Below are 23,845 nucleotides of genomic sequence, written 5' to 3' on the forward strand. Positions count from 1 at the left end.
GGGCTCGTTCCTCGCGCAGGGACCTTCGTGCTCGTCAGTCCAGACGCCGGCGGCCCGCTCACGGTGACATTGGCTCGCTCCGCTCGCTGGTGAGCGGGCCTTTGTCCGGCGTCTTCCCTCCTGCGCGCGAAGGTCCCTGGGCTCGTTCCTCGCGCAGGGACCTTCGTGCTCGTCAGTCCAGACGCCGGCGGCCCGCTCACGGTGACATTGGCTCGCTCCGCTCGCTGGTGAGCAGGCCTTTGTCCGGCGTCTTCCCTCCTGCGCGCGAAGGTCCCTGGGCTCGTTCCTCGCGCAGGGACCTTCGTGCTCGTCAGTCCAGACGCCGGCGGCCCGCTCACGCGTTGCGGGGTTGCACGGTCTCTTCGCTTTGGATCGGGGTTTACCGGAGCCTGCGTTTTCCTCGCTGGGTTGGGTCGGCTTGTTCGCTTCCGCGCCCTCGCTGATCGGTCTGCCCCTGCGTTGGTGGGCCGCCCACGCGCTTCCTGGTTTCACCGTCCGCTTGGCTTTCTGTGCGGCGGGTGTCGGGTGGGTCACGGGATGAGTGCGTAGCCCCTGCCGGAGCCGCTGCCGATCGATCTCGCTTCCGTGACGCCGTGCACCGCGATCGGTACTCGGCTGGTTCCGGTTACTGTGCCGGTGCCCAGTTGTCCGTAGTCGTTGCGGCCCCACGACAGGACGGTTCCGTCGGCGCGCAGCACGTAGGCGCCGTTGTCGAAGCTCGCGACCGCGGTGGCGTCCGCTACGCCCGGCACCCGCACCGGTGACCACGTGACGCACGAGCCCTCGCACGCCGCGCCGGTGCCCAGTTGCCCGTCCGTGTTCAGGCCCCACGCCCACACCGTGCCGTCGTCCGTCAGCGCGTAGCCGTTGTCCCAGCCACCCGCCACCGACGTGACATGCGTCAGCCCGGCTACCTGGACCGGCACGGTCGACACGCACGACTCACCCGGCGTGCACGGGTCGCCGTTGCCGAGTTGGCCGGTGCCGTTGTAGCCCCACGCCCACGCGGTGCCGTCGTCGCGCACCGCGTAGCCGCCCATGGCCGCGCCCGCGATCGCCGTCACGCCCGTCAGGCCCGAGACCCTGACCGGTACCGCCGAGCCGTCGTCGTTCGTGCCGTTGCCCAGGCCACCCCAGCCGCTGCCCCACGCCCACACGGAGCCGTCGACCCGCAGCGCGTACGCGTTGGTGTGCGTGCGCGTCGCGGCGATCGCGACCACACCGGTCAGGCCGCTCACCCGGACCGGCACGGTCGCGTGGTCGTGTGTGCCGGTACCCAGCTGGCCGTTGAAGTTCTCACCCCACGCCCAGACCGAGCCGTCGCCACGCAGCGCGTACCCCGACGCCGCCCCCTCCGCGATCTCGGTCACGCCCGTCAACCCGACCACCGGCACCGGCACGGGCGACCCGCCGTACTGTCCCTGGACGGTCCAGCCGTTGCCGAGCCGGCCGTGGTAGTTGTCGCCCCACGCCCACACGGTGCCGTCCGCGCGCAGGGCGTACGTGCCGGTCGCCGCGCGGACCCGTGAGAGGCCGACGACCGGCGCGGGGGTGCCGGAGGAGCCGACGGTGGGCTCGGCGTCGGCACGTGGGCCGCCGCCCCAGACGTACAGGCAGTCCGCCGTGCACGGGTCCTCGTCGACCACGGCGAACACGCCCGCCAGGTCGGCCACCAGGTGGATCGATCCGGTGTTGTTGTAGAACGCGACGTCGCCGCCGTACCAGAACGCGACCGACGCCGCGTTGGCGACGGTCCGGCCAGGGGAGACGTTGAGGGTCGAGGTGCCGGGAAGGCTACCGACCGGCGCCGTGGCGGCCACGTACGTCGAGGCGGTCGCGTCGACGCCCGTCACGTTGAGCAGCACACCGGTCGAGCTGGTGGGGAGCCTCGCCCCGAGGTTCACGTACACGCTCGAGCCCGATCCGACCGGCCCGGCCTGCGCGCCGGTGCCGTCGCGGGTGTCGAGCACCCGTGTCGGGCTCACCGGGGTGAACGCCGCGCCGTACTGGGGGGTGTAGAAGCCGGTGAGGTCGGCGAGCAGGTCCGCGGTGCCCGCGTTGTTGTACAGGTTCACCCTCCGGTCCGGGCCCAGCGCGACAGTCACCAGGTTCGGCCGCGTCTCACCCGGCGTGACGTTGAGGTTCGACGCGTTGGGCCGAGGGGTGTCCGCCCGCCAGGCGGTCACGAACGTCGGGGCCGTCACGCCGGTGGCGGTCAGGTTCACGGTCACCGCGGTCGCCGACGCGGGGACGCGCCCGGTCAGGTCCAGCACCCTGGTCGCGCCCGCGCCGAGCGAACCACCGTTCGCGCGGGTGTCGAGCACCCGGCTCCCGGCCAGCGCGGTGTACTTCGCGCCGCTCGCGGGCGTCGCGTAGTACCCGGCGAGGTCGGCGACGAGGTGGACGGCGCCGTCGTTGTTGTAGAGGCCGACCTTCCGTTCCGTGCCGAGCGCGACCGTCACCTGGTTGGCCCTGGTGTCCCCGGCCGCCAGGTTGAGGTTCGACGCGGTCGGCACCGCGACACCCGCCGGGAAGACCGTGACGTAGGTGGGTGCCGTCGGCGTCACACCGGTGACGTTGAGGGTCACCGCGGTCGCGGTGGCGGGTACCCGCTCCGCCAGGTCGAGGGTGAGGAGCCCCTGTGCGCCGACGGGACCGGTGTCGCGGGTGTCGAGCACGCGCACGGGGGACAGCGGTGTGAACGTCGACGCCGTCGGCGTCTCGGGTGCCGCGCTCGCCGGTGGGCAGGCGAGCAGGGACCAGAGGACGGTGAGCATGCTGAGGACAGCAGGCAGCGACCTGCGCATTGTGTCGACCCCCCAGGTAGACAGATTCCCCCGACCCAGAACAGACGGTAACGACGAACCGGCTGTATGTCACGGGTGCGGGGGAACCAGCGGACGACCTCGCCGTCCGGTGCGCCTGAGAGGTCAGGCGGGCAGCACGGCCTCGATCGCGGCGATCACGGCGTCGTCCTCCGGCGTGGTGGTCGGTCGGAAACGCGCGACGACCTTGCCGGAGGGGTCCAGGAGGAACTTCTCGAAGTTCCACTGGATGTCGCCCGCGTTGCCGTCGCTGTCCGCGGTGTTCACCAGCTCGGTGTAGACCGGGTGCCGGTCGGGGCCGTTGACGTCGACCTTCTCCATCATCGGGAAGGTGACGCCGTAGGTGGTGGAGCAGAACGTCTGGATCTCCTCCGCCGTGCCGGGCTCCTGGCCGCCGAACTGGTTGCAGGGGAACCCGACGACCGAGAAGCCGTCGAACCGCTCGTGGATCCGCTCGAGCCCGGAGTACTGCGGGGTCAGCCCACACCTGGACGCGACGTTGACGATCATGACGGCCTGCCCCCGCAGGGCGGCCAGCGAGGTGGGTTCACCGGAAAGCGTGTGCAGCGGGATGTCCTGGACGTTCGTCATGGCGCCACACTAGATCCAGTCGCTCGCACTGCTCACGCCCCGGCATGGGGTCCGCGTCACACCCCGCTTCAGCTCTTGGTCAGCGCCTCCACCTCGGCAGGGGAGAGCCTGATGCCCGCCGCCGCGATGTTGTCCTCCAGATGGGACACCGTGCCGGTGCCCGGGATCGGGAGGATCGCGGGGGAGCGGGCCAGGAGCCAGGCCAGCACGATCTGACGCGGCGTCGCGTGGTGGTCGCCCGCGACGTCGTTCATGACCGAGTTGTCGAAGTCCTGGATCGGCGCCCACGGCAGGAACACCATCTGCTCCTGCTCGCACAGGTCGACGATCGACTCCGAGCTGCGGTCGGACAGGTTGTAGCGGTTCTGGATGGACACGACCGGCGTCAGCTTCTGCGCGCGCCGCAGCTCGTCCTCCGTCACGTTGGACACGCCGATGTGGCGGATCTTGCCCTGCTCCTTGAGCGTCACCAGCGCGCCGATCGACTCCTCGATCGGGACCTCCGGGTCCGGGCGGTGGAACTGGTAGAGCGGGATCTCGTCCAGTCCCAGCCGCCGCAGGCTGCCCTCGCACGCCTCGAGCAGGTGCTCCGGCCTGCCGTTCACCGGCCACCTGCCGGGGCCGGTCCGCTCCAGGCCGCCCTTCGTGGCGATGACGAGGTCGTCCGGGTACGGGCGCAGCGTCTCGCCGATCAGCTCCTCGCTGATGTGCGGCCCGTACGAGTCGGCGGTGTCGATGAAGTTGACACCCAGCTCGACCGCGCGGCGCAGTGTCGCCCTGGCCTCGTCCACGTTCGCAGGCGCACCCCAGATCCCGTCACCGGTGATCCGCATGGCGCCGTAGCCGAGGCGGTTGACCGTGAGGTCACCGCCGACGTCGATGGTTCCCGCTTCTCCAGCATGCACGTTTCCCGATTCTGGCACGGTCGCGCGGCCCGCGCCCCGTGGAGCGGCTCCAGGAGCGCCACCACCCGGCGGGACGTACGGTCGGGGGCACGCGTCGTCAGGAGGTACTGGTGCTGGACCAGCTGCAGCGGCTCGGCGAGCACGTCGGGGCGTGGCTGTATCTGATCGCGGGCGGACTGGCGTTCGCCGAGGCGGCGGTCCTCGTGGGGATGGTGCTTCCCGGCGAGGTGGCGCTGCTCGTGGCCGGGTTCGGCGCGCACCAGGGGTGGGTCTCGCTGTGGCCGATGGTCGTGGTCGCGGTCCTCGCGGCGGCACTGGGCGACAGCGTCGGCTACGAGGTCGGCAAGTGGCTCGGGCCGAAGTTGCTCGGGTCGGGGATCGGGCGGCGCATCGGCGTCGAGCGCTGGGCGAAGGCCGAGGCGTTCCTGCACCGCCACGGCGGCAAGGCGGTCCTGCTCGGCCGGTTCACCGCGGTGCTGCGGGCACTCACCCCCGGGGTCGCCGGCGCCGCGCACCTGCCCTACCTGCGGGTCTTCCTCCCGTGGAACCTGGCGGGCGCCGTCATCTGGGGCGGCGGCTGCGTGCTGCTCGGCTACGGCTTCTCGGCGTCCCTGGCGGTGGTCGGCCGCTACCTCGCGTGGGGCCCGATCGTGCTCGTCGCCGTGGGCCTGGTCGTGTACCTGGTCGTGCGGTCGGCCCGGCGCCGCCGCACGACCTGAGGTCACGGGCAGGGCGCGTCGAAGGGCAGGCCGGTGAAGTGCTCCTCCCACTGCGCCTCGGTGACGCGCGGAGAGGACGACGCGCACAGCCGGGAGGCGACGCGGTCCACGTCGACCAGCCACAGCCGGGCCGTGCGGTCCTCGCTCGCGGTCACGAGCCGCGTGCCGTCCGGGGCGAACGCCACCGAGTACACACGGTCCGTGTGGCCGGTCATCGTCGCGAGGCCGTGGGGTCGGCGCGGGTTCGTCACGTCCCACAGCCGGACCGTCCGGTCCAGGCTCGCCGACGCCGGCGTCCGGCCGTCGGGGCGCCACGCCACGCCGTCCACGCGGTCGGTGTGACCGGTCAGCTTCCCCAGCAGCTCGGGGCGACGCGGGTCGCGCACGTCCCACAGCGCGACCGTGGTGTCGATGCTGCCCAACGCGAGCACGTTCCCGTCGGGTCCGAACACCGCCGCCTTCACCGGGCCCCCGAGGCCGGTCAGCACCGCGCCGGGACGCGGCTTGTCCGAGTCGGCCAGGTCCCCGCCGGCCGGGGCTGAACAATCGCCACCCTCCCCGCCACGGGTGATGCGGACGGTGATTGATCGGATCTAATGGGCGATTTTCCCGTTGCTGTCGCGATGTTGCGTATTGACGTCCCATATACATCAGATGTTAACTGGGCGTGACAACGTCCCCCGTACACCTTCACCCCTGCCTCGGAAGGTGCGCCATGAGGTCGCTACGACTCCTGCCCGTCGCCGTGGTCATCGGCGCCGCGCTCACCGCAGTACCCGCCACCACCCCCGCGCTCGCCTCGCCGACCGACGCCGCCTTCTCCACCTCGGCCGGCCGTCTCGACGTCGACTACGCGAGCTACCTGGCCAAGCACGACATCGTCTACAACCGGCCCAACACCAACCCCGCCTACGGGCTCACGGCGGGCAACGGCCGGACCGGGGCGATGGTGTGGCAGGCCAACGGGCTGACCATGCAGGTGTCCAACGTGGACGCCTCACAGCAGACGGCGTTCGGCGCCGGGCTGGTCAACCTCAACACCTCGCCCGCCATGGACTCCGGCTACAGCGCCTACCAGCAGCGCCTGTCGCTCTACGACGGCACGCTGACCACGAAGTACGACAGCAACCGCACCGTCACCATCATGGGCCAGCCGGGCTCCGAGGTGATGGGCATCCACGTCGACGACACGCGCGGCGGCGTGAGCAGCGTGACCGTCGAGCTGTCGCTGTGGGACGTGGCGAACCTCGGCAACAGCGGCGACGTGCCGGACATCAACACCTGGCGGCAGGTCTCCAGCTACGCCGACTCGACCGGTGCCGGCATCAGCCGCGGCCAGAACGACCCGCAGAAGTTCGGCTACACCCTGGCCGCGACGGTCGAGGGCGCGAACTACAGCGCGTCGGTGGTCAACAACAGCCGGGTCCGGCTGACGATCACCCCGACGTCGAGCTACACGGTCTGGTTCACCGCCAGCACCAGGCTCAACGCGCCGAGCAACAACTCGATCAACCAGGCCAAGAACGCGCTGGCGTCGGTGAAGTCGACCGGCTACGGGACGACCTTCACCAACTACCGCAACTTCTGGCACAATTTCTGGGGCAAGTCGTTCGTGCAGTACGGCGGCCTGTCCGGCGACGCGGACTACCTCGAGAACGTCTACTACCTGTCCACGTACCTGATCGCGGCGGGCGGCTACGGCAACTACCCGTACCACTTCATCAACGGCGTGTTCCGCTCGACCGGCGACTCGACGAAGTGGAGCAACGCGTACTGGTACTGGAACCAGCGCGACGTCTACAACTCGTTCCTCGCGTCGAACCACACCGACCTGATGAACACCTTCAACAACCTCTACAGCCGCAACTACAACGCGCTGAAGTCCTACACCCAGACGAGGTACGGCGTCGACGGCCTGTGGGTGCCGGAGACCATGGGCTGGGACGGCAACGCCCGCGGCACGGTCGGCAGCGACTACACCAAGAACATCCTGTCGACCGGGTACGAGGCCGCGTACAACATGTACCTGCAGTACCGGTACACCAACGACGCCAACTACCTGCGCAACGTCGCCTACCCGTACATCCGCGAGACGGCCAAGTTCTACTCACGCATGCTGTCGGTCGACGTCAGCGGCAGGTACTACATGGCGAACTCGAACTCCCACGAGACGTACTGGAACGTGCGCAATGCGATCACGGACCTGGCGGCGGTGCGGAGCATCTTCCCGATCGCGCTGTCGGTGTCCCAGCAGCTGGGTCTTGACTCGGGGCTGCGGGCCGAGTGGCAGCGGGTCCTCGACAACCTGGTGGCCTACCCGCAGCAGAACGGCCAGTACCTGCCGCACGAGCCGCCGCTGTCGCAGACCCGCAACGGCGAGAACGTGGCGTCGGAGCTGATCTGGCCGTACAACGTCACCGGCATCGGCTACCCGGACTACCAGACCGCGGTGAACACGTGGAACGCCAGGCCTTTCCCTTACGGCAACGTGTGGGCCAACGACGCGGTCCAGGCCGCCCGGCTGGGCCTCGGTGACCAGACGTTCAACGGCATGAAGCGGATGCTGCAGCAGTACCAGAACTACCCGAACGGGTTCACCAACAACACCAACGGTGTCTTCGAGTACCACGGCGTGCACCTGTCCGCGATGAACGAGGCGTTGCTGCAGTCGTACAACGACAAGATCCGCGTGTTCCCGGCGGCGCCGAGCAACTCGAACTTCGTCGGCAAGTTCACGCTGCTGGCCAAGAACGGCTTCCTGGTCAGCTCGGAACGCGAGGCGAACGAGACGAAGTACGTCGGCCTCCGCAGCCAGTGGGGTGCGACCGCGCGGGTGGTGAACCCGTGGGGCACGCAGCAGGTGCGGGTGCGGCGCGCGTCGGACAACGCGATCCTGCTGACCTCGTCGTCGGCCGAGTTCGAGTTCGCGACGGCGTCGAACACGGTCTACGTCGTGGAGCGCACGGCGAAGCCGCTGACGTCGTACTCGACCACCAGGCTGACCGGCTCGCAGAACCAGGGCGCGAAGTCGCTGAGCGGCACCGCGTCGACGCTGGGCCTGAACGGGTCCGGCAGCAGCGGTCTGGTGAACGACACCGAGGGCACCTACGACAGCAACTGGCACCTGACCACGGCCAGGGGCTACGGCGACTACAACGACGACACCCACCACTCGACGGTCGTCAACGCCGCGGCGTCGTACACGTTCACCGGCACGGGCATCCAGTACCTGTCCGAACGCAACGGCGACATGGGTTCCGTGGACGTCTACCTGGACAACGCCTTCCAGGCCACGGTGAACCTCAACGTCTCCGGCGCGCGACAGGTACAGCAGGTAGTGTGGCAGAAGTCGGGCCTGTCGAGGAGCCAGCACACCATCAGGATCGTCAACCGCAGCACGTCGGTCGGCATGATCGACGCGTACCGGGTCACGGCGTAGTCCGCACCGACGGAGGCACCCTCCTCCCGGACCGGGGAGAGGGTGCCTCCGCGAGTGCGAGACGCGGTACGGGGCGAGGAGGTCCGAGACGACACAGGCGTTCCTGACGGCGGCCGGATCGATCACGTGCCGCCAGGCGGCGCCGTCGGAGCTAGAGGTCCCTGGTCATGAAGGTGTTGTGCGGGCTCGGTTCGTACTCGCCGAAGGCGTCGCAGTAGGTGAAGCCGAACTTCTCGTAGAGCCTGCGTGCCGGGAGGAAGAACTCGTCGGTGCCGGTCTCGAGGCTCAGCTTCGTGTACCCGCGCCGCCGTGCCTCGCCGACGAGGTGGTCGAGCAGCAGTGAGGCGACGCCACCTCGCGTCCGGTTCGCGCTGGTGCGCATGGACTTCACCTCACCGTGCGTCGGCGACAGCTGCTTGAGCGCCGCGCACCCGAGCAGGACGCCGTCGTCGTACGCCGTCCAGAAGGTGATCTCGGGCCGCCGCAGCTCGTCGAGGTCGAGGGCGTAGGCGTGCTCGACCGGCGTGATCGTCCGCATGTCGCGGAGGTGCTCGCCGAGCAGCTCGGCGACGTCGGCGCCGGTCAGGTCGTCAACCAGGATCTGCACGGTCGCCACCCTAGGACGGACCGGGGTTGTTCACCGTGCTCGTGTGGGTGACCTCTCCGTCGATGACCGTGAACAACCGGCGCCCCGGCAGGTCGACGAACGGGCACCCGGCCACGCCCTGCCGCGGCGTGGCCGACTCGTCACCGGGCTCGACCCGCAACGCTGGCAGCCCACGCGTCGCGGCCACGTCACACGCACGTCACCGCCCACCGGTACGGGAGCCGGTGGGCGGCGCGTCCTGCGCGTCCGATGTGGACGGTCAGGATCTCACGTAGTTCGCGATCTGCCCGAGCACGCCCACGTCGGTGAGGAAACCGATGTGGGTCTGGCAGGCGACCAGGTTGTTGGTCGCGCCGTCCAGGCGGGTGCTCGTGTAGGGGAGGATGACGCCGTCGCACGCGGAGTACCACGTGGCGTAGCGGGTGGCACCCGGCGTCTCGTCACCGGCGGAGATCTGCGCGATGAACGACGAGCCGGGGTACATCTGCTGGCAGGTGATGAAGACCAGACAGGCCCCCGCAGAGGTGGTGCCGTGGTTCGCGCCCGCGATCGAGGCGAGGTGGCTGACGCTCGACGCGCCACCCAGCACCTTCAGGTAGTACTGGCTGACCAGCCCACCCATCGAGTGGTTGACGATCGCGACCTGGGACGCGCCGGTCCGCGACTTGACCTGGTTGACGTAGGACTGGAGGCCCTGCGCGTTCGTCACGTTGCTGCCGTAGGAGTTGTACTCGTAGGCGAACAGGTTGCTGCTCGACCAGCCTGCCGACCGGAACACCGCCATGGCCGTGGTCCAGTTCGACGCGCTGCCCGTATAACCGTGCACGAAGATCACCGGCGTCGTCGTGGCCGCACTGGCCGACGGCGCCGGTGAGAACACGGCGAACGCGACCGCGAACGCCGCGACTATCCCGAGAATTCGACGCATGAATCCCTCCAAGCAGGGAAAAGAGGTGGGACTCATCCAGGGTGCACAACGCGAGCCGGCCGCAACATCGGCGTAATCACCAGTCTTCACGGCCGACACATCGCAGCTCGGGGTGATTGTCCGGTTGCGTTCCGTGTGTGGGGGTCGACGTGCGGATGGCGACCCGGTACAACATGAGAGCGCTTCCACGGGATGCGCGAAGACTTCCTCGCCGGAGAGGGTTCAACGCATGTCGAAAGCACGTCGCCGGATGGGCCGGGTCCTCGTACTCGCCGTGGTGGTGGCCGCCGCGGTGACGGTGCCCGCAGCGCAGGCGTCGCCGCCGCCGAACCTCGGGCCGAACGTGACGGTGTTCGAGCCGAGCATGCCGGTCGAGCAGATCCAGGCGACCCTCGACGCCGCCCACGCGCGCCAGGTCGACGCCGAGATGGGCACCGCGCGCCAGGCGTTCCTCTTCGCGCCGGGCACCTACGGCACCGCCGAGCACCCGCTGCAGATCAAGGTCGGCTACTACACCGAGATCGCCGGGCTCGGCGCCTCGCCCGACGACGTCGTGATCAACGGCAAGGTCGAGGTCTACAACCGGTGCCTCGCCGACGGCGGCACGAGCAACTGCCTCGCGCTGGTCAACTTCTGGCGCACCCTGTCCAACCTCTCGATCGACATCAACGCCACCGGCCAGGACGACTGCCGCGCGTCGGCCAACTTCTGGGCCGTGTCGCAGGCGGTCTCCCTGCGGCGCCTGGACATCAGGGGCGGCACACTGTCCCTGATGGACTACTGCACCGCCGGTCCGCAGTACGCCAGCGGCGGGTTCATCGCCGACTCGCGCCTGCCCGCGACCACCAACGGCTCCCAGCAGCAGTGGCTCACCCGCAACAGCGAGGTCGCGAGCTGGTCCAACGGCGTGTGGAACCAGGTGTTCTCCGGCGTCGTCGGCGCCCCCGACGACGCGGCCTTCCCCAACCCGCCCTACACCACGATCGACCGGACCCTCGTCAGCCGCGAGAAGCCGTACCTGTTCCGCGACACGCGTGGCCGCTACAACGTCCGCGTGCCCTCCGCACGCACGAACTCCCGGGGCGTCTCCTGGGCCGACGGCCTGACCCCCGGCCGCACCGTCCCGCTGTCGGACTTCTACGTCGCGAAGCCCGGCGACGACGTGCGGAAGATCAACGCCCAGCTCGCCAGGGGCAAGAACCTGCTGCTCACCCCGGGCGTGTACGACATCGCCCGGGGCATCGAGGTCAGGCGCCCCGGCACCGTGGTCCTCGGCATCGGCCACGCGACGCTCACCGCCGTGCACGGCGCCGTCCCGCTGGACGTGGCCGGGGTGCCCGGCGTGGTCGTCGCGGGTGTGACGATCGACGCGGGCCTCACGGAGTCGCCGGTGCTGCTGCGGGTCCGCGACGGCCGGTCCGACCCGCACGACCCGACCACCCTGTCGGACGTGTACTTCCGGGTCGGCGGCCCGCACGTCGGCAAGACGAGGACCGCGCTGCAGGTCGACGCGGACGACGTGCTCATCGACCACACCTGGGTGTGGCGTGCCGACCACGGCGTCGAGGGCTTCACCGACACCCAGCGGTGGCAGACCAACACCGGCCGGGGCGGCGTGGTCGTCAACGGCGACCGGGTGACCGCGACCGGCCTGTTCGTCGAGCACTTCCAGCAGTACAACACCGTCTGGAACGGCGAGAAGGGCACCGTCGTGCTCTACCAGAACGAGCTGCCCTACGACCCGCCGACGCAGGCCGACTGGATGAACGGGCGGGTCGAGGGCTACGCGGGCTACAAGGTCGGCGACCGGGTCCGCACCCACACCCTCCACGGCGCCGGGGTGTACGTGTTCAACCAGAACAACCCGTCGATCCACACCGAGAACGGGTTCGAGGCGCCGAACCGGCCGGGGGTGCGGCTGCACCACATCATGACCGTCAACCTCGCCGCGGGCACGATCGACCACGTGGTCAACGGCGTCGGCGACCCGGCGGACACCACGAAGGTCGGCGTCCCCGTGTACGTGACGGACTACCCGGCGTCGTGACCCGCCGCCTCCCCCTTCCCTTCAGGTTCAATGAGGGTGATGAACCTGGCGGGAAGGGGAGGGGCCGCGGGTGACCGTACAGCTTCAGACACCGGTGTGGCGGGTGCTGCTCGGGTATGTCCGGCCGTTCCGGTGGGTGCTGGTCGCCGGGGCGGTGCTGAGCCTGATGACCGGCGCGACCGGGCTCGCGCTGCCGCTGGTGGTGCGCGAGCTGGTCACCGGGCTGCAGTCCGACCAGGGCGTTGCCGGGCTGCTCGCGCTCATGACGCTGCTGATCCTCGGCAACGCGGCCATCGGCGCGTACGGGTCCTACCTGCTCGAACGCACCGCGGAGTCGGTGGTCCTGCTCGCGCGGCGCAGGCTCGTGTCGCGGCTGCTGTGGCTGCGGGTCCCGGCCGTCGACGCGGCGGAACCGGGTGACCTCATGTCCCGGGTCACGTCCGACACGACCCTGCTGCGGCAGGTCACGACCGGCTCGTTCGTCAGCGCGGTCACCAGCACGCTGACCCTCGTCGCCACGGTCGTGCTGATGGCGACGCTCGACCCGGTCCTGCTGGTCGTCACGCTCGGCGCGCTCCTCGTGGCGCAGGTCGTCATGCGCCTGGTGATCCCGCGGATCCGCAGGGCAAGCAAGCAGGCGCAGGAGTCCGTCGGGATCATGGGTGCCGCGCTGGAGCGGGTGCTCGGCGCGCTGCGCACGGTCAAGGCCTCCGGCGCGGAGGAACGCGAGCGCGACCGGCTGCACGCCGCGGCGGGTGACGCCTACGGCGCCGGGGTGCGTGCCGCGAAGTGGGAGGCGATCGTCGGGAACGTCGGCGGGCTCGTGATGCAGCTGGCGTTCATCACCGTGATCGGGCTGGGTGGCAGCCGGGTCGCGTCCGGCGCCATCGACATCGGCACGCTGGTGGCGTTCCTGCTGTACCTGATCTACCTCATGCCGTCGCTGCGTGAGCTCGTCAACGCGGCCACCCAGTACCAGCGGGGTGCCGCGGCCGTCGCCCGCATCAGCGAGGTGGAGTCGCTGCCGGTGGAGACGCCGGGGGAGCCGCCGTCGGTCACGCACGAGCCCGCGTCGGTGACGTTCGAGCGGGTGCGGTTCCGCTACCAGCCGGACCTGCCGGAGGTGCACCGCGGCGTCAGCTTCACGGTGCCACCCGGCGGGATGACCGCGTTCGTCGGGCCGTCCGGCGCGGGCAAGACCACCGTCTTCTCGCTCGTGGAACGGTTCTACGAGCCGGAGTCCGGCCGCGTGCTCGTCGACGGCACCGACGTGCGGGACTGGCCGCTGGCCGGGCTGCGTGCGGCGATCGGTTACGTCGAGCAGGACGCCCCGGTCCTGTCCGGCACGCTGCGGGAGAACCTGCTGTTCGGCGCCCCGGCCGCGACCCCCCTGGAGATCGACGACATCCTGGGCGTCACGCGGCTGTCCGCCATGGTCGCCAGGCTCCCCGACGGCCTCGACACGCCCGTCGGGCACCGCGGCATCAAGCTCTCCGGCGGGGAGCGCCAGCGCATCGCGATCGCCCGTGCGCTGCTGCGCAGGCCGCGGCTGCTGCTGCTCGACGAGGTCACCTCGCAGCTCGACGCCGTCAACGAGGCGGCGCTGCGGGCCACGATCGCCGACGCCGCCACCACGACCACGGTCCTGGTGGTCGCCCACCGGCTGTCGACGGTCACGATGGCCGACCGCATCGTCGTGATGGACGCGGGCGAGGTCCGCGCGGTCGGCACGCATGCCGATCTCGTCACCGGGGACCCGCTCTACGCGGAATTGGCGACGACCCAACTCCTGGCGACCGCGCACCTCGAGTGAGTGGTCAGTCCACCGGAATTCCGGTGACGGTCGTCCGAAATCCCCGGTCCACTGTGGACGATCTGGCCGAGAACGTCCCGGTGACCGGCCACAAGCTCACGATCTTCCTGTACGAGATCGCCGAGGACCCGACCTCACGCAACCGGCCGCCGGTCCGCGTGCTGCCGCCGAACGCGCCGACGTCGCGCAAGCCGCCGATGGCGTTGCTGCTGCGCTACCTGATCACCCGGTGGGGCGGCGACCGCCCTCGAGCTGGACGCGGCCTACGAGCGCGTCCACGCCTACGTCGTCGACAACCTGAACCGCCGGGCGCCGAGCGTGGCGCTCCTGGTGGCCGTCGGCGCGGAGACCCCGGCCGCCCCGCATGGCGATGCGCCGGGCGCTGAGCGCGACGGTACGGCTGCGGCGGAACGGCCTGCTGCGAGCCTACGGCGAGGCCCCGGTGGCGCTGGCGCAGGAGCTGGCTCTCGGCAACGGCGTGTTCGAGTACCCGATGGGCTGGGGCGGCGACGTCGGCCTGCTCGGCCACGACCCCGGCGAGGTGACCCTGCCCGAGGTGACGGACGCCGGCTCGATGACCACCCCGTCCCACGTGGCCTCGACACTCGTGGCGGGCCAGGACCGGGTCGGCAACGCGGCGGTGGCGGGCGCGGCGATGCGCGTGGTCCCGATGGCGGTCCCCAGCAAGGACTGACCCGCCCTGACTCGCCAAGTCTTGACACCACGATTGTTAGCGATAACACTCTTTAGTGACGCGACGCCGCTCACGCACATGATCCACCAGTATTCCTGCTACTGGCATGACTGTTTTCCGTCTCGGCATGTGCTCGATCCAGTATGAGCGTTAACACTCAGGCGGGTTTCCGCCGAGTACGGCGTTGCCTCACTCCCGAAAGGCTCACCATGAAGCTCTGGTCCTCGCGGACTGTGTGGCGAACGACCCTCGCCGCCGCCGCGACCGTGGCGGTGGCCGCCGCGGCACTGGTCGCCCTGCCCGGTGCGGCGCGGGCGGCGGGCACCCTGCCCTGCGACATCTACGCGAGCGGCGGCACGCCGTGCGTCGCCGCCCACAGCACCACCCGCGCGCTCTTCGGTTCCTACAGCGGCTCCCTCTACCAGGTGCGGCGCTGGTCCGACGGCGCGACGACCAATGTCGGCGTGCTCGGTGCGGGCGGTTACGCCAACGCCGCGACGCAGGACTCGTTCTGCTCGGGCACGTACTGCACGATCGTGCGCATCTACGACCAGACCTCGCGGCACAACGACCTCACGATCGCACCCGGTGGCGGCGCCAACCCCACCGCCGACCAGGGTGCCAACGCGGCGGCGCTGCCCGTGACGGCGGGCGGCCACAAGGTCTACGGCGTCTACATCTCCGCGGGCAACGGCTACCGCAACAACGCGACCAACGGAGTCGCCACCGGCAGCCAGCCGGAGGGCATGTACATGGTGACCGAGGGGACGCACGTCAACGACCGCTGCTGCTTCGACTACGGCAACGCCGAGACGAACAACCTCGACACCGGCAACGGCGACATGGACGCGATCTACTTCGGCAACCTGTGCTGGTTCTCCCCGTGCTCGGCGGGCCCCAGGGTCGCCGCCGACCTCGAGAACGGCCTCTTCGCCGGGGGCAACGGTTCCTGGACGGCGAACACCGGGCGGGGCAGCGCCTTCGTGACGGCCGTGCTCAAGAACAACGGCACCTCCACCTACGCCATCAAGGACGGCAACGCGCAGTCCGGCGGCCTGGCGACGCGGTACGACGGCGCGTTGCCGAGCCAGTCGGGCTACCGGCCGATGACCAAGCAGGGCGCGATCATCCTCGGGATCGGCGGTGACAACAGCAACGGCTCGGTCGGCTCGTTCTTCGAGGGCGTCATGACGAGCGGCTATCCCAGCGACGCCACGGAGAACTCGGTGCAGTCCAACATCGTCTCCGTCGGCTACGGCAAGAGCGTCACGTTCCCGGTGAACGGAGCCACCTACCGGCTGACGAACCTCGTGAGCGGCAAGGTCCTCGACGCGGTCAACTGCGGCACGGCCAACGGCACCCAGATCGACGTGTGGCAGTCGCTGGGCAACACCTGCCAGCAGTGGCGGTTCACCAGCGTGGGCGCGAACAAGTGGACCATCACCAACGTCAACGCGGGCAAGGTCCTGGACGCGGTCAACTGCGGGCTGGCGCTCGGCACGGCGGTCAACCTGTGGCAGTCGCTCGGCAACACCTGCCAGCAGTGGGCGGTGATCCCCGCGGGCAACGGCCGTTACGAGCTGGTGGTCGAGAACAGCGGCATGGTGCTGGACGACCAGAACTGCGGCACGGCGAACGGCACGAAGGCGCAGCTGTGGATGTGGCTCAACAACACCTGCCAGCTCTGGTCGATCGCGGCGTGAGGCCCGGCTGTGGCGCGGTCACCCGACCGCGCCACACGTCTCAGCCGCGGCCCCGGGCAGACACCCGGCGGCGCAGCTCCGCGATCCGGGTGAGGTACTTCCGCGCCAGCCGGGTGTCCTCGCCGCTCGCGGCCGTTCTGCGGTCCTCGGCGGCGGTCCTCGCCAGGTGCGCGGTGTGGTGCTCGTGCAGTGCGGCGAGCAGTGAGTCGGCCCGGGGCACGATCGGGCTCGTCGCGGTCGGGTGCTGCTCGACGCTGTAGACCGTGGTCCGGTCGGCCGCGAGGTCGGTGAGGCGGTAGCAGAGGAACAGGCCGCCGAAGCCCGCGTCGATGTCCAGGCACCGGCCGAGGGGAAGCAGGTCGCCGTCGCGGGAGAAGATCTCCCGTTCCAGGGCGGCCATGGGCGCGGCGGTCGCGGGCGGGTGGGGGAGCGCCAGCTTCCACGGCTGGTTGGTGACGTCGAACAGCAGCGTCGGGTCCGCCTCGGCGAGCACGAAGAACTCCCGGGGGAACTCGACGCCGTAGCACTCGTCGAGGACCTCGCCGGGGTCCAGCCCGGTCTCGTGGAGGGCCGTGGCGAGGCGGGCCATCGAGGGGTAGTCGTCGCGGGAGGCCGCGGCACGCAGGCGGTCGAGCTGGCTTTCCCTTATGGCTGTTCGCCTCCACCCGGTTCGGCCGTGACCCGTGCCGCGAGTCTATTGGCGGACGCGTGACCCTCTCTGAGGCGTCTCTGGATCCCCATCACCCGAAAGTCACGAAAAAGCCACCATAAGAGTGATCTTGACACGTCCGGGGTACCCGCCGGGCATAGCGGAGAAGAGCGGCGGTTGGGGTTGTGTCATGTATGAGCACCGTTTGCACCAGGTCGGAGGGTGGTCCACCAACACGGTCGCGCGTCGGCGCAGGCTTCGCGCGGCACGACGGCGAGTGACCGGGCTGCGTGCCCGGTTGGCGGAAGGTTGTATCACGTCGGCGGTTCCCGACGCGGTGCGTGAGGAGCAGACGCCCGGCGTGTGACGCCCGGTGTGCGGTTGGCGTCCGGATACGGCCGGAACGCACCCGGCGAGGTCGGATAGAACGTTCCCGTGCGGTGGAGCGGGCAGCGGACGGACAGGGTCGACGGCGGCACACTGCCGGGACTGGCGCGGCTGTCCGGCTTCGTGCGGAGCGTGCGGACACCCGAGTTCCGGGGCGTGACCTTCCACGAGGTGCACGCCAGGAGCGCGCTCAACCACGTGCCGGAAGACGCGCGGATGCTGCCCGGTGAGTGGACCCTCAACCCCTACCGGGGCTGCACCCACGCGTGTCAGTACTGCTTCGCCCGCCCGACCCACACGCGGCTCGGGCTGGGCGTCGCGGAGGACTTCGACCGCGAGATCATCGTCAAGACCAACATCGTCGAGGTGCTGCGGGCCGAGCTGTCGCGGCGGCGCAGGCTCCCGCCGCGTGTCGCGTTCGGCACCAACACCGACGTGTACCAGCGGGCCGAGGGCCGCTACGAGCTGATGCCCGGCATCATCGACGCGCTCGCGGGCCACCGGGTGCCGTTCTCGATCCTCACCAAGAGCCCGCTGATCCGCCGCGACCTCGACCGGCTGGTCGCGGCGAGCGCGGTCACGACCGTCCACCTGGGCCTCTCGATCTCCCTGCTGGACGAGGACCTGCGGGAGTCGGTCGAGTTCGGCACGGCCACCACGGCCGCCCGGCTCGCCACCGTCCGTGCCATCGCGGACGCCGGGCTGGAATGCACGGTGTTCCTGTCGCCGGTCCTCCCGCACCTCAACGACACCGAGGCCCAGCTCGAGGAACTGGTCGGCGCGGTGGCGGGCGCGGGCGCGACCAGCGTCCTGTACACGCCGCTGTACCTGTCCTCGGGCGTGAAGGACGTGTTCCTCACCTGGCTGCGGCAGGCACGGCCGGACCTGCTCGACGTCTACACGCGGCTCTACTCGTCGGGCTCGGAGGCAGTACGGTCGTATCGGGACGGCCTGCGCTCCCGCATCCTCCCGATCATCGAACGGCACGGCCTGCCGGCTCCCGACGAGACGATCGAGGACAGGTTCGCCCTGCACGGCTTCCGAGGCGGTCGCCCGCCGGAACCGACCGCGCTGACGCTCTTCTGACCATGCCCGGGTACGGGTGGCGCTGTCCCCCAGGTCACAGCGCCACCCGCCTTCCCCCCAGGTTAGGGCTCGAGAGGGGCACTCACGAGCCGTGGTCCCGGTCCCGTTCCTGTCTAACGCGACCGGGAGTTGTCCACGACCGCCAACCACGCCGGACAATTGATCTCGCGAGGTCGCGGGGGAAGAATGAGTGCTTCGCGGGTTCGGGAGCGATGTGATGCGCGAGGGCGCCGACGGCAGGACCGGTCTGGTGTTCGTCGCATCGTCGGCTCTGGTGGCACTCGTCGTCGGGCTCGTGCTCGGCCTGCCGTGGCCGGTGACCGTGCTGCTGCCCGTCGCGGCGGGCGCGACCGGGCTCGTCGTCCTCGCCATGTCCGCGGCGGGCACACGTCGCGACATCCTGCGCTGGCAGGACGCCGCGGTGGACGTGACCGCGTGGGCCGTGCGCCACGACGGCCGCAGTGACACCAGCGTCGCGGGGCTCGCCGGGTACGCGGTGGCCGACAGCAGGCTGTTCACCGGCGGCATCCTCGCCGCGGGCCGGCTGGCCGGGTTCGACGTCGGGGTCGCCTGTTTCGAGGTGACCGAGGGTCAGGGCGCCGTCTCGCCGCACACGGCGGTGCTCGTCCGGCTGCCGAGCCCGCACCCCCCGATGCGCGGCACGCCGGGAAGGCTGCCCGCGCGTGCCGAGTCCGTCCAGGTCGACGGCTACGACCTCCGGATGGTGTTCCGGGGGTGGCCACCCGCCGTCGACCTGGACCTTCGCGTCGGCGAGGCCGTGGCGGTGGCCCGCGGACTGTGACTCAGGGTCACGGCCGTTCGGACGATCTTCCGGAATCCGTGAGTTGAAACAGCAACCTTCGCCCGTGCTCGTCGTTTAGTGTGTGTCAGACCACAACGTGCACGTGCAGATGCACGATTCTGGGGAGGTGTGGATGCGCCAGGCCGTAGCCGGGGCGGGGACCGACGAGGTCGCCGGACGTAGCGACGCGGAGTTGACGGACGCGGTGCGGCAGGGCGACGCGACCGCCTACGCCGTGCTGTACGAACGTCATCTGCTCGCGGCCCGGCGGGCGGCGGGGTCGCTGACGGCCACTCCCGCCGAGCGGGAGGACCTGGTCGCCGAGGCGTTCGTCCGGCTGCTGCGGGTGCTGCGCGCGGGCGGGGGGCCCAGCGAGGAGTTCCGTCCGTACCTGATCACGACCATGCGGAACGTGCTGATCAGCTGGCGCCGCCGCGACGCGGCCGTGTCGGTGGTCGCGGACGTGCCGGAGGTGGCGCCGACGACCGGCCCCGAGACCGTGGTGGCGGGCAGGATGCACGCGGCGCTGGCCGCCGACGCCTTCGCGTGCCTGCCCGAACGCTGGCGCCTGGTCCTGTGGCGCACCGAGATCGAGGGCGAGGCCCCGGCGAAGGTCGCGAGGTCGCTCGGGATGACCCCGAACGGCGTCGCGGCGCTCGCCTACCGCGCCCGCGAGGGACTGCGGCAGGCGTACCTGGACCAGCACCTCCCCTCGGAGGTGCCGCGTGGCTGCCGGGGCATGGTGACCGAACTGGCCGGCTGGGTGCGTGACCGCTATGCGCCGCAGAAGATGCGGCGCATCGGCGACCACGTCCAGGCGTGCCCCGAGTGCCAGGAGATCGCCGAGGGCCTGCGCAGGCTCAACCAGGAACTGTCCAGCTGAACGTCCATCACCCGTTCGGGTTTCGTCGCGCTACGTGAAACGATCGACTCACCGTGCAACCTGGTTCCTCGCCACGACGCCTTACCTGCGTCGGGGAATCCCACACCACTCACGGAAGTTGGATCAGACTTGCGTAGGCAACGCTTTGCCCTGGTCGCCGCGGTGGCCGTGCTGGTTCTGCCGCCGGCGCCCGCCGTGGCCGACCCCCCGTCGACGGGCACGCCGCCTGCCGCCGCGTCGGCCACCGTCACGCTGATCACCGGGGACCGCGTCGCCGTGCGGGGGGACCGGGTCGTGTCGGTGGCGATGAACCCGCGCCGCGCGGCCGTGCGGTACTGGCGTGAGACGAGGAACGGGCACGACTACGTCATCCCCATGGACGCCGCTCGCGCACTCGCGGGCGGGCGGCTCGACGAGCGCCTCTTCGACGTCACCGGCCTCGTCCGCCAGGGCTACGACGACCGCCACACAGGCGCCCTCCCGGTGATCGTGGCCGCGCCGGAGGGCGCCAGGAGCGCGGTGCCCGCGGGCGCGCGGGTCACCACCGACCTCGGCCCGGTCGACATGCTCGGCCTGGACGTCCCCAAGGCCACCGCGGCCGACTTCTTCGCGACCGCGGGCGAGGCCAGGATCTGGCTCGACGCCAGGGTGTCCGCCACGCTCGACCAGAGCGTTCCGATGACCGGCGCGCCGCAGGCGTGGCAGGCCGGCTACCAGGCCGACGGGGTGCCGGTCGCGGTCCTCGACACCGGCATCGACGCCACCCACCCGGACGTGGCGGGCCGGATCGACGCCGAGCGGAACTTCTCCGACGACCCGGACACCGTCGACCACCACGGGCACGGCACGCACGTCGCCTCCACCATCCTCGGCAGCGGCGCCGCGTCCGGCGGCCGCTACCGGGGCATGGCCCCCGGCGCGCGGCTGCTCGTCGGGAAGGTCCTCGACAGCAGGGGCTCCGGCGCCGAGTCCGGCATCATCGCGGGCATGCAGTGGGCCGCCGACCAGGGCGCCCGCGTGATCAACATGAGTCTCGGCGGGTACCCCGACGACGGCACCGATCCGATGTCCGTCGCACTCGACGAGATCAGCGAGACCTCCGGCGCCCTGTTCGTGGTGGCGGCCGGGAACTTCGGCGAGGACGCCACGGTCAGCTCGCCGGGGACCGCCGGCCGGGCGCTCACCGTGGCCAGCGTGACCAAGTCCGGCGAGCTCAGCAGCTTCTCCAGCCGAGGTCCCCGGCTCGGCGACAACGGCATGAAGCCCGAGATCGCGGGCCCCGGCTCCGACATCGTGGCGGCCAGGGCGGCGGGCACGCTCGCGGCCGAGTCCGTGAACGCGAGCTACGCGAAGCTCTCCGGCACCTCGATGGCGACCCCGCACGTGGCGGGCGCGGCGGCGATCGTCGCCGGTCAGCACCCCGACTGGCGTGCCGAACAGCTCAAGAACGCGCTCGTGAGCAGCGCGAACCCGATCGACGACGTGAACGCGTTCGGACAGGGCGCCGGACTGGTCGACGTCGCCCGCGCGGTCACGCAGCCAACCCGCGTCGAACCTGCCGCGATCACCATGAACGCGACCACCGAGGCCGACCTGGTGTACGTCAACGACGGTGACGAGCCGCTGGACCTCACGGTGTCGGCGGACCTCCGCAGCCGCGACGGCGACCCCGCCCCGGACGGGCTCTTCGGCCTGAGCGACACGCTGCTGAGCGTCCCCGCCAAGGGCACCGCCACGCTCTCGCTGTCGGTCACGCCGCGACCACGGCAGAGCGGGCAGTTCGTCGGCACGGTCGACGCGACCGGCGACGGTGTCAGGCTGACCACACCCGTGTCGGCCACCCTCGCCGGCGAGGAGCACGCGTTCACCGTCCACCTGAACGACCGGCAGGGCAACCCGGCCGTCGCGAACGTGACCGTGCAGAACGAGACCACCGGCGAGTCGTACTCGGACATCGTGGAGGACGGCGTGTTCGCGCCGGTCGTGCCGGAGGGGCGGTACCGGGTCATCGGCCAGGTGCTCGACGACGGCTGGAACATGGCGGCGGTGACCACCTTCGCGCTGGCGGGCCGGGAGGTCGGCGGCGACACCGAGGTCACCGTCGACACGGCGGCGGCCGGGCGGGTCACCGTGTCGGTGGACGACCCGACCGCGCGGCCGGACATCTCCAACGGCGGCACCGGCGTGGTGTCCACGGTGGACGGGGACGCCGGCCCCTCGGCCGCGGGCGTGCTGTTCGGCGGCGGCCCCACCGTCCCGCTGTACGCGCTGGGCAGCCCCGAGATCGACGGCGTCGAGTTCGCACACGTCAGCCAGTGGCAGCGGCCGTGGACGACCGTGACCGTGACCGGCGAGAACGGCTACGAACTGGCCGACGCGCTCGAGCAGTCGAGTGCGGGCTGGGTCGGTGCCGTCACCGGCCCGCTGGTCGACGTCGGCGACGGCACCGCCCCGGGCGACCTGCACGGCAAGGTGCCGCTGCTGGCCATCGGCGCCCCGCCCGGCGACGAGGAGTTGGCCAGGCGCGTGCGGCTGCTGAAGGAGCACGGCGCGCGGCTCGTGCTGGCGTACGAGTACGTCGCGGACCTGAGCGTCCTGCCGGTCGTGCAGGTCTACGACCCGAAGGCGATCGCCCGGCTGCGTGCCGACCTGGCGAAGGGCCCGGTCGAGGTGCGGGTGGACGGCAGGCGGGACAGCCCGTACTCCTACCTGAACGCGGCCACGGTGCCCGGCGGCGTCCCGGACGGGTACGCGTTCCGGTTCGACAGGGCGGACATGGGCCGGATCGACGGCAGGTTCGCGTCGCTGCGGCAGAGCGACTACTTCGGCCGCATCCAGGTGTCGATGACCTCGGGTGAGCTGCGGGCGGGCTTCGAGGTGAACACCCGCTGGCCGCAGAAGCGGACCGACTACGTCTCGCCGGGCGCGCAGTGGCAGTACGCCACGGCGATCGGCTTCGACCCGCAGACCTACGAGTACAGCGGTTACGAGATCACGTCGGTGATCGACATGCGGGCGGGGGAGCGGCGGGCGCTGTGCCTGTACTGCGCGCCGTTCGGCCCGGAGCTGGCGGAGCCGCAACCGGACTCGCAGTCGGGCGCCCCGTTGCCGTGGGCCTACCGGCAGGGGGACAAGCTGACGTTCGAGGTGCCGATGTTCGGCAGCGCGGACCCCGGCACGTTCACGTTCATGGACTCGACGAACACGGGCACGACCGTGCTCTACCGCGACGGCCGGGAGGTCGGCCGCAACGACGCCCCCGGCCGCGGCCAGTTCGACATCCCCCGGGGTACCGGCAGGTACACGCTGGTCAGCGACGCGGCCAAGACGGGCCCGGAGTGGCCGCTGTCGGTACGCACGAGGGCGGAGTGGACCTTCGCCACCACCCCGTCGACCGAGCGGACCGCGTTGCCGCTGCTGGACGTCCGGTACGACCTGCCCCTCGACGGCCGCGACAGCGCACCGGCCGGTGGCGTCGCGGGACACGTGGACGTCGTCCGCCAGGGCGGCGGCGGTTCCTCCCTGGTCCGTGCGCTGTCCGTGGCGGTGTCGTTCGACGACGGCGCGACCTGGAAGCAGGCGCGGGTGTCGAGGGAGGGCGACCGCTGGAAGGTCGCCCTCCCCGGCGGCACCGGCTTCGCGAGCCTGCGCGCCACCGCGACCGACGCGCTGGACAACTCGGTGACGGAGACGGTCATCAGGGCCTACGCCGTCCGCTAGCCCCACTGTCTACGAAGGACGTTCAAAATTGGTGTGAACCACTCTCG

At 70.7% G+C, this 23,845-nt stretch carries 20 protein-coding genes; 11 read left to right on the top strand and 9 right to left on the bottom strand.

All coding sequences use genetic code 11. The annotated features are described in order from the left end of the window. Positions 1 to 530: 530 nt before the first annotated feature. From CLV71_RS32800 to CLV71_RS32810, 3 genes are all read right to left on the bottom strand, one after another. On the bottom strand, positions 531 to 2,777 hold the full coding sequence (locus CLV71_RS32800) for an RCC1 domain-containing protein (protein WP_166664356.1): 2,247 nt from the start codon (positions 2,775 to 2,777) through the stop codon (positions 531 to 533). A gap of 153 nt (positions 2,778 to 2,930) precedes the next feature. Then, the gene (locus CLV71_RS32805) at positions 2,931 to 3,416 is read right to left on the bottom strand and encodes a glutathione peroxidase (protein WP_133906775.1); all 486 of its coding nucleotides are present in this window, start codon (positions 3,414 to 3,416) and stop codon (positions 2,931 to 2,933) included. Between the two features lie 68 nt (positions 3,417 to 3,484). Further along, the gene (locus tag CLV71_RS32810) at positions 3,485 to 4,321 is read right to left on the bottom strand and encodes an aldo/keto reductase (protein WP_133906776.1); all 837 of its coding nucleotides are present in this window, start codon (positions 4,319 to 4,321) and stop codon (positions 3,485 to 3,487) included. A 110-nt stretch (positions 4,322 to 4,431) separates the two neighbouring features. Here CLV71_RS32810 and CLV71_RS32815 point away from each other — a divergent pair, with 110 nt between their 5' ends. Then, positions 4,432 to 5,040 carry a DedA family protein gene (locus tag CLV71_RS32815; protein ID WP_208297866.1) on the top strand — a complete coding sequence of 203 codons (609 nt, stop codon included), beginning with the start codon at positions 4,432 to 4,434 and terminating at the stop codon, positions 5,038 to 5,040. Positions 5,041 to 5,042: 2 nt separating this feature from the next. Here the strand turns inward: CLV71_RS32815 and CLV71_RS32820 are convergent, their stop codons facing one another. Beyond that, positions 5,043 to 5,528: a WD40 repeat domain-containing protein gene (locus CLV71_RS32820; protein WP_341771689.1), complete on the bottom strand. Its 486-nt coding sequence runs from the start codon at positions 5,526 to 5,528 to the stop codon at positions 5,043 to 5,045. A 227-nt stretch (positions 5,529 to 5,755) separates the two neighbouring features. Here CLV71_RS32820 and CLV71_RS32825 point away from each other — a divergent pair, with 227 nt between their 5' ends. Next, on the top strand, positions 5,756 to 8,479 hold the full coding sequence (locus CLV71_RS32825) for a glycosyl hydrolase family 95 catalytic domain-containing protein (RefSeq protein WP_208297867.1): 2,724 nt from the start codon (positions 5,756 to 5,758) through the stop codon (positions 8,477 to 8,479). A 151-nt stretch (positions 8,480 to 8,630) separates the two neighbouring features. On the opposite strand, the gene CLV71_RS32830 is transcribed toward CLV71_RS32825, so the two are convergent. The 3 genes from CLV71_RS32830 to CLV71_RS32835 all read right to left on the bottom strand — a co-directional run bounded on the left by CLV71_RS32830 (position 8,631) and on the right by CLV71_RS32835 (position 10,014). Continuing rightward, the gene (locus tag CLV71_RS32830) at positions 8,631 to 9,086 is read right to left on the bottom strand and encodes a GNAT family N-acetyltransferase (RefSeq protein WP_133906778.1); all 456 of its coding nucleotides are present in this window, start codon (positions 9,084 to 9,086) and stop codon (positions 8,631 to 8,633) included. A 10-nt stretch (positions 9,087 to 9,096) separates the two neighbouring features. Beyond that, the gene (locus tag CLV71_RS48070; RefSeq protein WP_166664357.1) at positions 9,097 to 9,273 is read right to left on the bottom strand and encodes a hypothetical protein; all 177 of its coding nucleotides are present in this window, start codon (positions 9,271 to 9,273) and stop codon (positions 9,097 to 9,099) included. A 72-nt stretch (positions 9,274 to 9,345) separates the two neighbouring features. Continuing rightward, positions 9,346 to 10,014: an esterase/lipase family protein gene (locus tag CLV71_RS32835; RefSeq protein ID WP_133906779.1), complete on the bottom strand. Its 669-nt coding sequence runs from the start codon at positions 10,012 to 10,014 to the stop codon at positions 9,346 to 9,348. Positions 10,015 to 10,243: 229 nt separating this feature from the next. Here CLV71_RS32835 and CLV71_RS32840 point away from each other — a divergent pair, with 229 nt between their 5' ends. Both CLV71_RS32840 and CLV71_RS32845 read left to right on the top strand, forming a co-directional pair. Next, positions 10,244 to 12,061, top strand: coding sequence for a pectate lyase family protein (locus CLV71_RS32840; RefSeq protein WP_133906780.1), 1,818 nt, complete (start codon positions 10,244 to 10,246; stop codon positions 12,059 to 12,061). A 70-nt stretch (positions 12,062 to 12,131) separates the two neighbouring features. Beyond that, complete coding sequence (locus tag CLV71_RS32845; RefSeq protein WP_133906781.1) at positions 12,132 to 13,874, top strand: ABC transporter ATP-binding protein; 1,743 nt, start codon at positions 12,132 to 12,134, stop codon at positions 13,872 to 13,874. A 4-nt stretch (positions 13,875 to 13,878) separates the two neighbouring features. On the opposite strand, the gene CLV71_RS49595 is transcribed toward CLV71_RS32845, so the two are convergent. After that, complete coding sequence (locus CLV71_RS49595) at positions 13,879 to 14,064, bottom strand: hypothetical protein (protein WP_243866947.1); 186 nt, start codon at positions 14,062 to 14,064, stop codon at positions 13,879 to 13,881. On the opposite strand from CLV71_RS49595, the gene CLV71_RS32850 reads away from it, so the two are divergent. The 3 genes from CLV71_RS32850 to CLV71_RS32860 all read left to right on the top strand — a co-directional run bounded on the left by CLV71_RS32850 (position 13,991) and on the right by CLV71_RS32860 (position 16,271). Beyond that, entirely contained in the window at positions 13,991 to 14,260 is a 270-nt protein-coding gene (locus CLV71_RS32850) for a Pvc16 family protein (RefSeq protein ID WP_341771694.1), read from the top strand. The two genes, CLV71_RS49595 and CLV71_RS32850, sit on opposite strands and share 74 nt — an antisense overlap. Beyond that, on the top strand, positions 14,239 to 14,568 hold the full coding sequence (locus CLV71_RS32855; RefSeq protein ID WP_133906782.1) for a hypothetical protein: 330 nt from the start codon (positions 14,239 to 14,241) through the stop codon (positions 14,566 to 14,568). Before CLV71_RS32850 ends, CLV71_RS32855 begins: the two co-directional genes overlap by 22 nt. Positions 14,569 to 14,777: 209 nt before the next feature. Continuing rightward, positions 14,778 to 16,271: an arabinofuranosidase catalytic domain-containing protein gene (locus CLV71_RS32860; RefSeq protein ID WP_166664358.1), complete on the top strand. Its 1,494-nt coding sequence runs from the start codon at positions 14,778 to 14,780 to the stop codon at positions 16,269 to 16,271. A gap of 40 nt (positions 16,272 to 16,311) precedes the next feature. On the opposite strand, the gene CLV71_RS32865 is transcribed toward CLV71_RS32860, so the two are convergent. Next, a complete protein-coding gene (locus CLV71_RS32865) occupies positions 16,312 to 16,860 on the bottom strand; it encodes a hypothetical protein (RefSeq protein ID WP_133906783.1) in 549 nt (182 codons plus the stop codon). Between the two features lie 495 nt (positions 16,861 to 17,355). On the opposite strand from CLV71_RS32865, the gene CLV71_RS32870 reads away from it, so the two are divergent. The 4 genes from CLV71_RS32870 (at position 17,356) to CLV71_RS50215 (ending at position 23,798) form a co-directional block, all read left to right on the top strand. After that, the gene (locus CLV71_RS32870; RefSeq protein ID WP_133906784.1) at positions 17,356 to 18,393 is read left to right on the top strand and encodes a radical SAM protein; all 1,038 of its coding nucleotides are present in this window, start codon (positions 17,356 to 17,358) and stop codon (positions 18,391 to 18,393) included. A gap of 217 nt (positions 18,394 to 18,610) precedes the next feature. Then, positions 18,611 to 19,195 carry a hypothetical protein gene (locus CLV71_RS32875; protein ID WP_133906785.1) on the top strand — a complete coding sequence of 195 codons (585 nt, stop codon included), beginning with the start codon at positions 18,611 to 18,613 and terminating at the stop codon, positions 19,193 to 19,195. A gap of 133 nt (positions 19,196 to 19,328) precedes the next feature. After that, positions 19,329 to 20,078 carry an RNA polymerase sigma factor gene (locus CLV71_RS32880; RefSeq protein ID WP_133906786.1) on the top strand — a complete coding sequence of 250 codons (750 nt, stop codon included), beginning with the start codon at positions 19,329 to 19,331 and terminating at the stop codon, positions 20,076 to 20,078. Between the two features lie 129 nt (positions 20,079 to 20,207). Next, positions 20,208 to 23,798 carry a S8 family serine peptidase gene (locus CLV71_RS50215; RefSeq protein WP_133906787.1) on the top strand — a complete coding sequence of 1,197 codons (3,591 nt, stop codon included), beginning with the start codon at positions 20,208 to 20,210 and terminating at the stop codon, positions 23,796 to 23,798. Positions 23,799 to 23,845: the final 47 nt, after the last annotated feature.

The organism is Actinophytocola oryzae (genome assembly GCF_004364325.1).
Taxonomy (GTDB): domain Bacteria; phylum Actinomycetota; class Actinomycetes; order Mycobacteriales; family Pseudonocardiaceae; genus Actinophytocola; species Actinophytocola oryzae.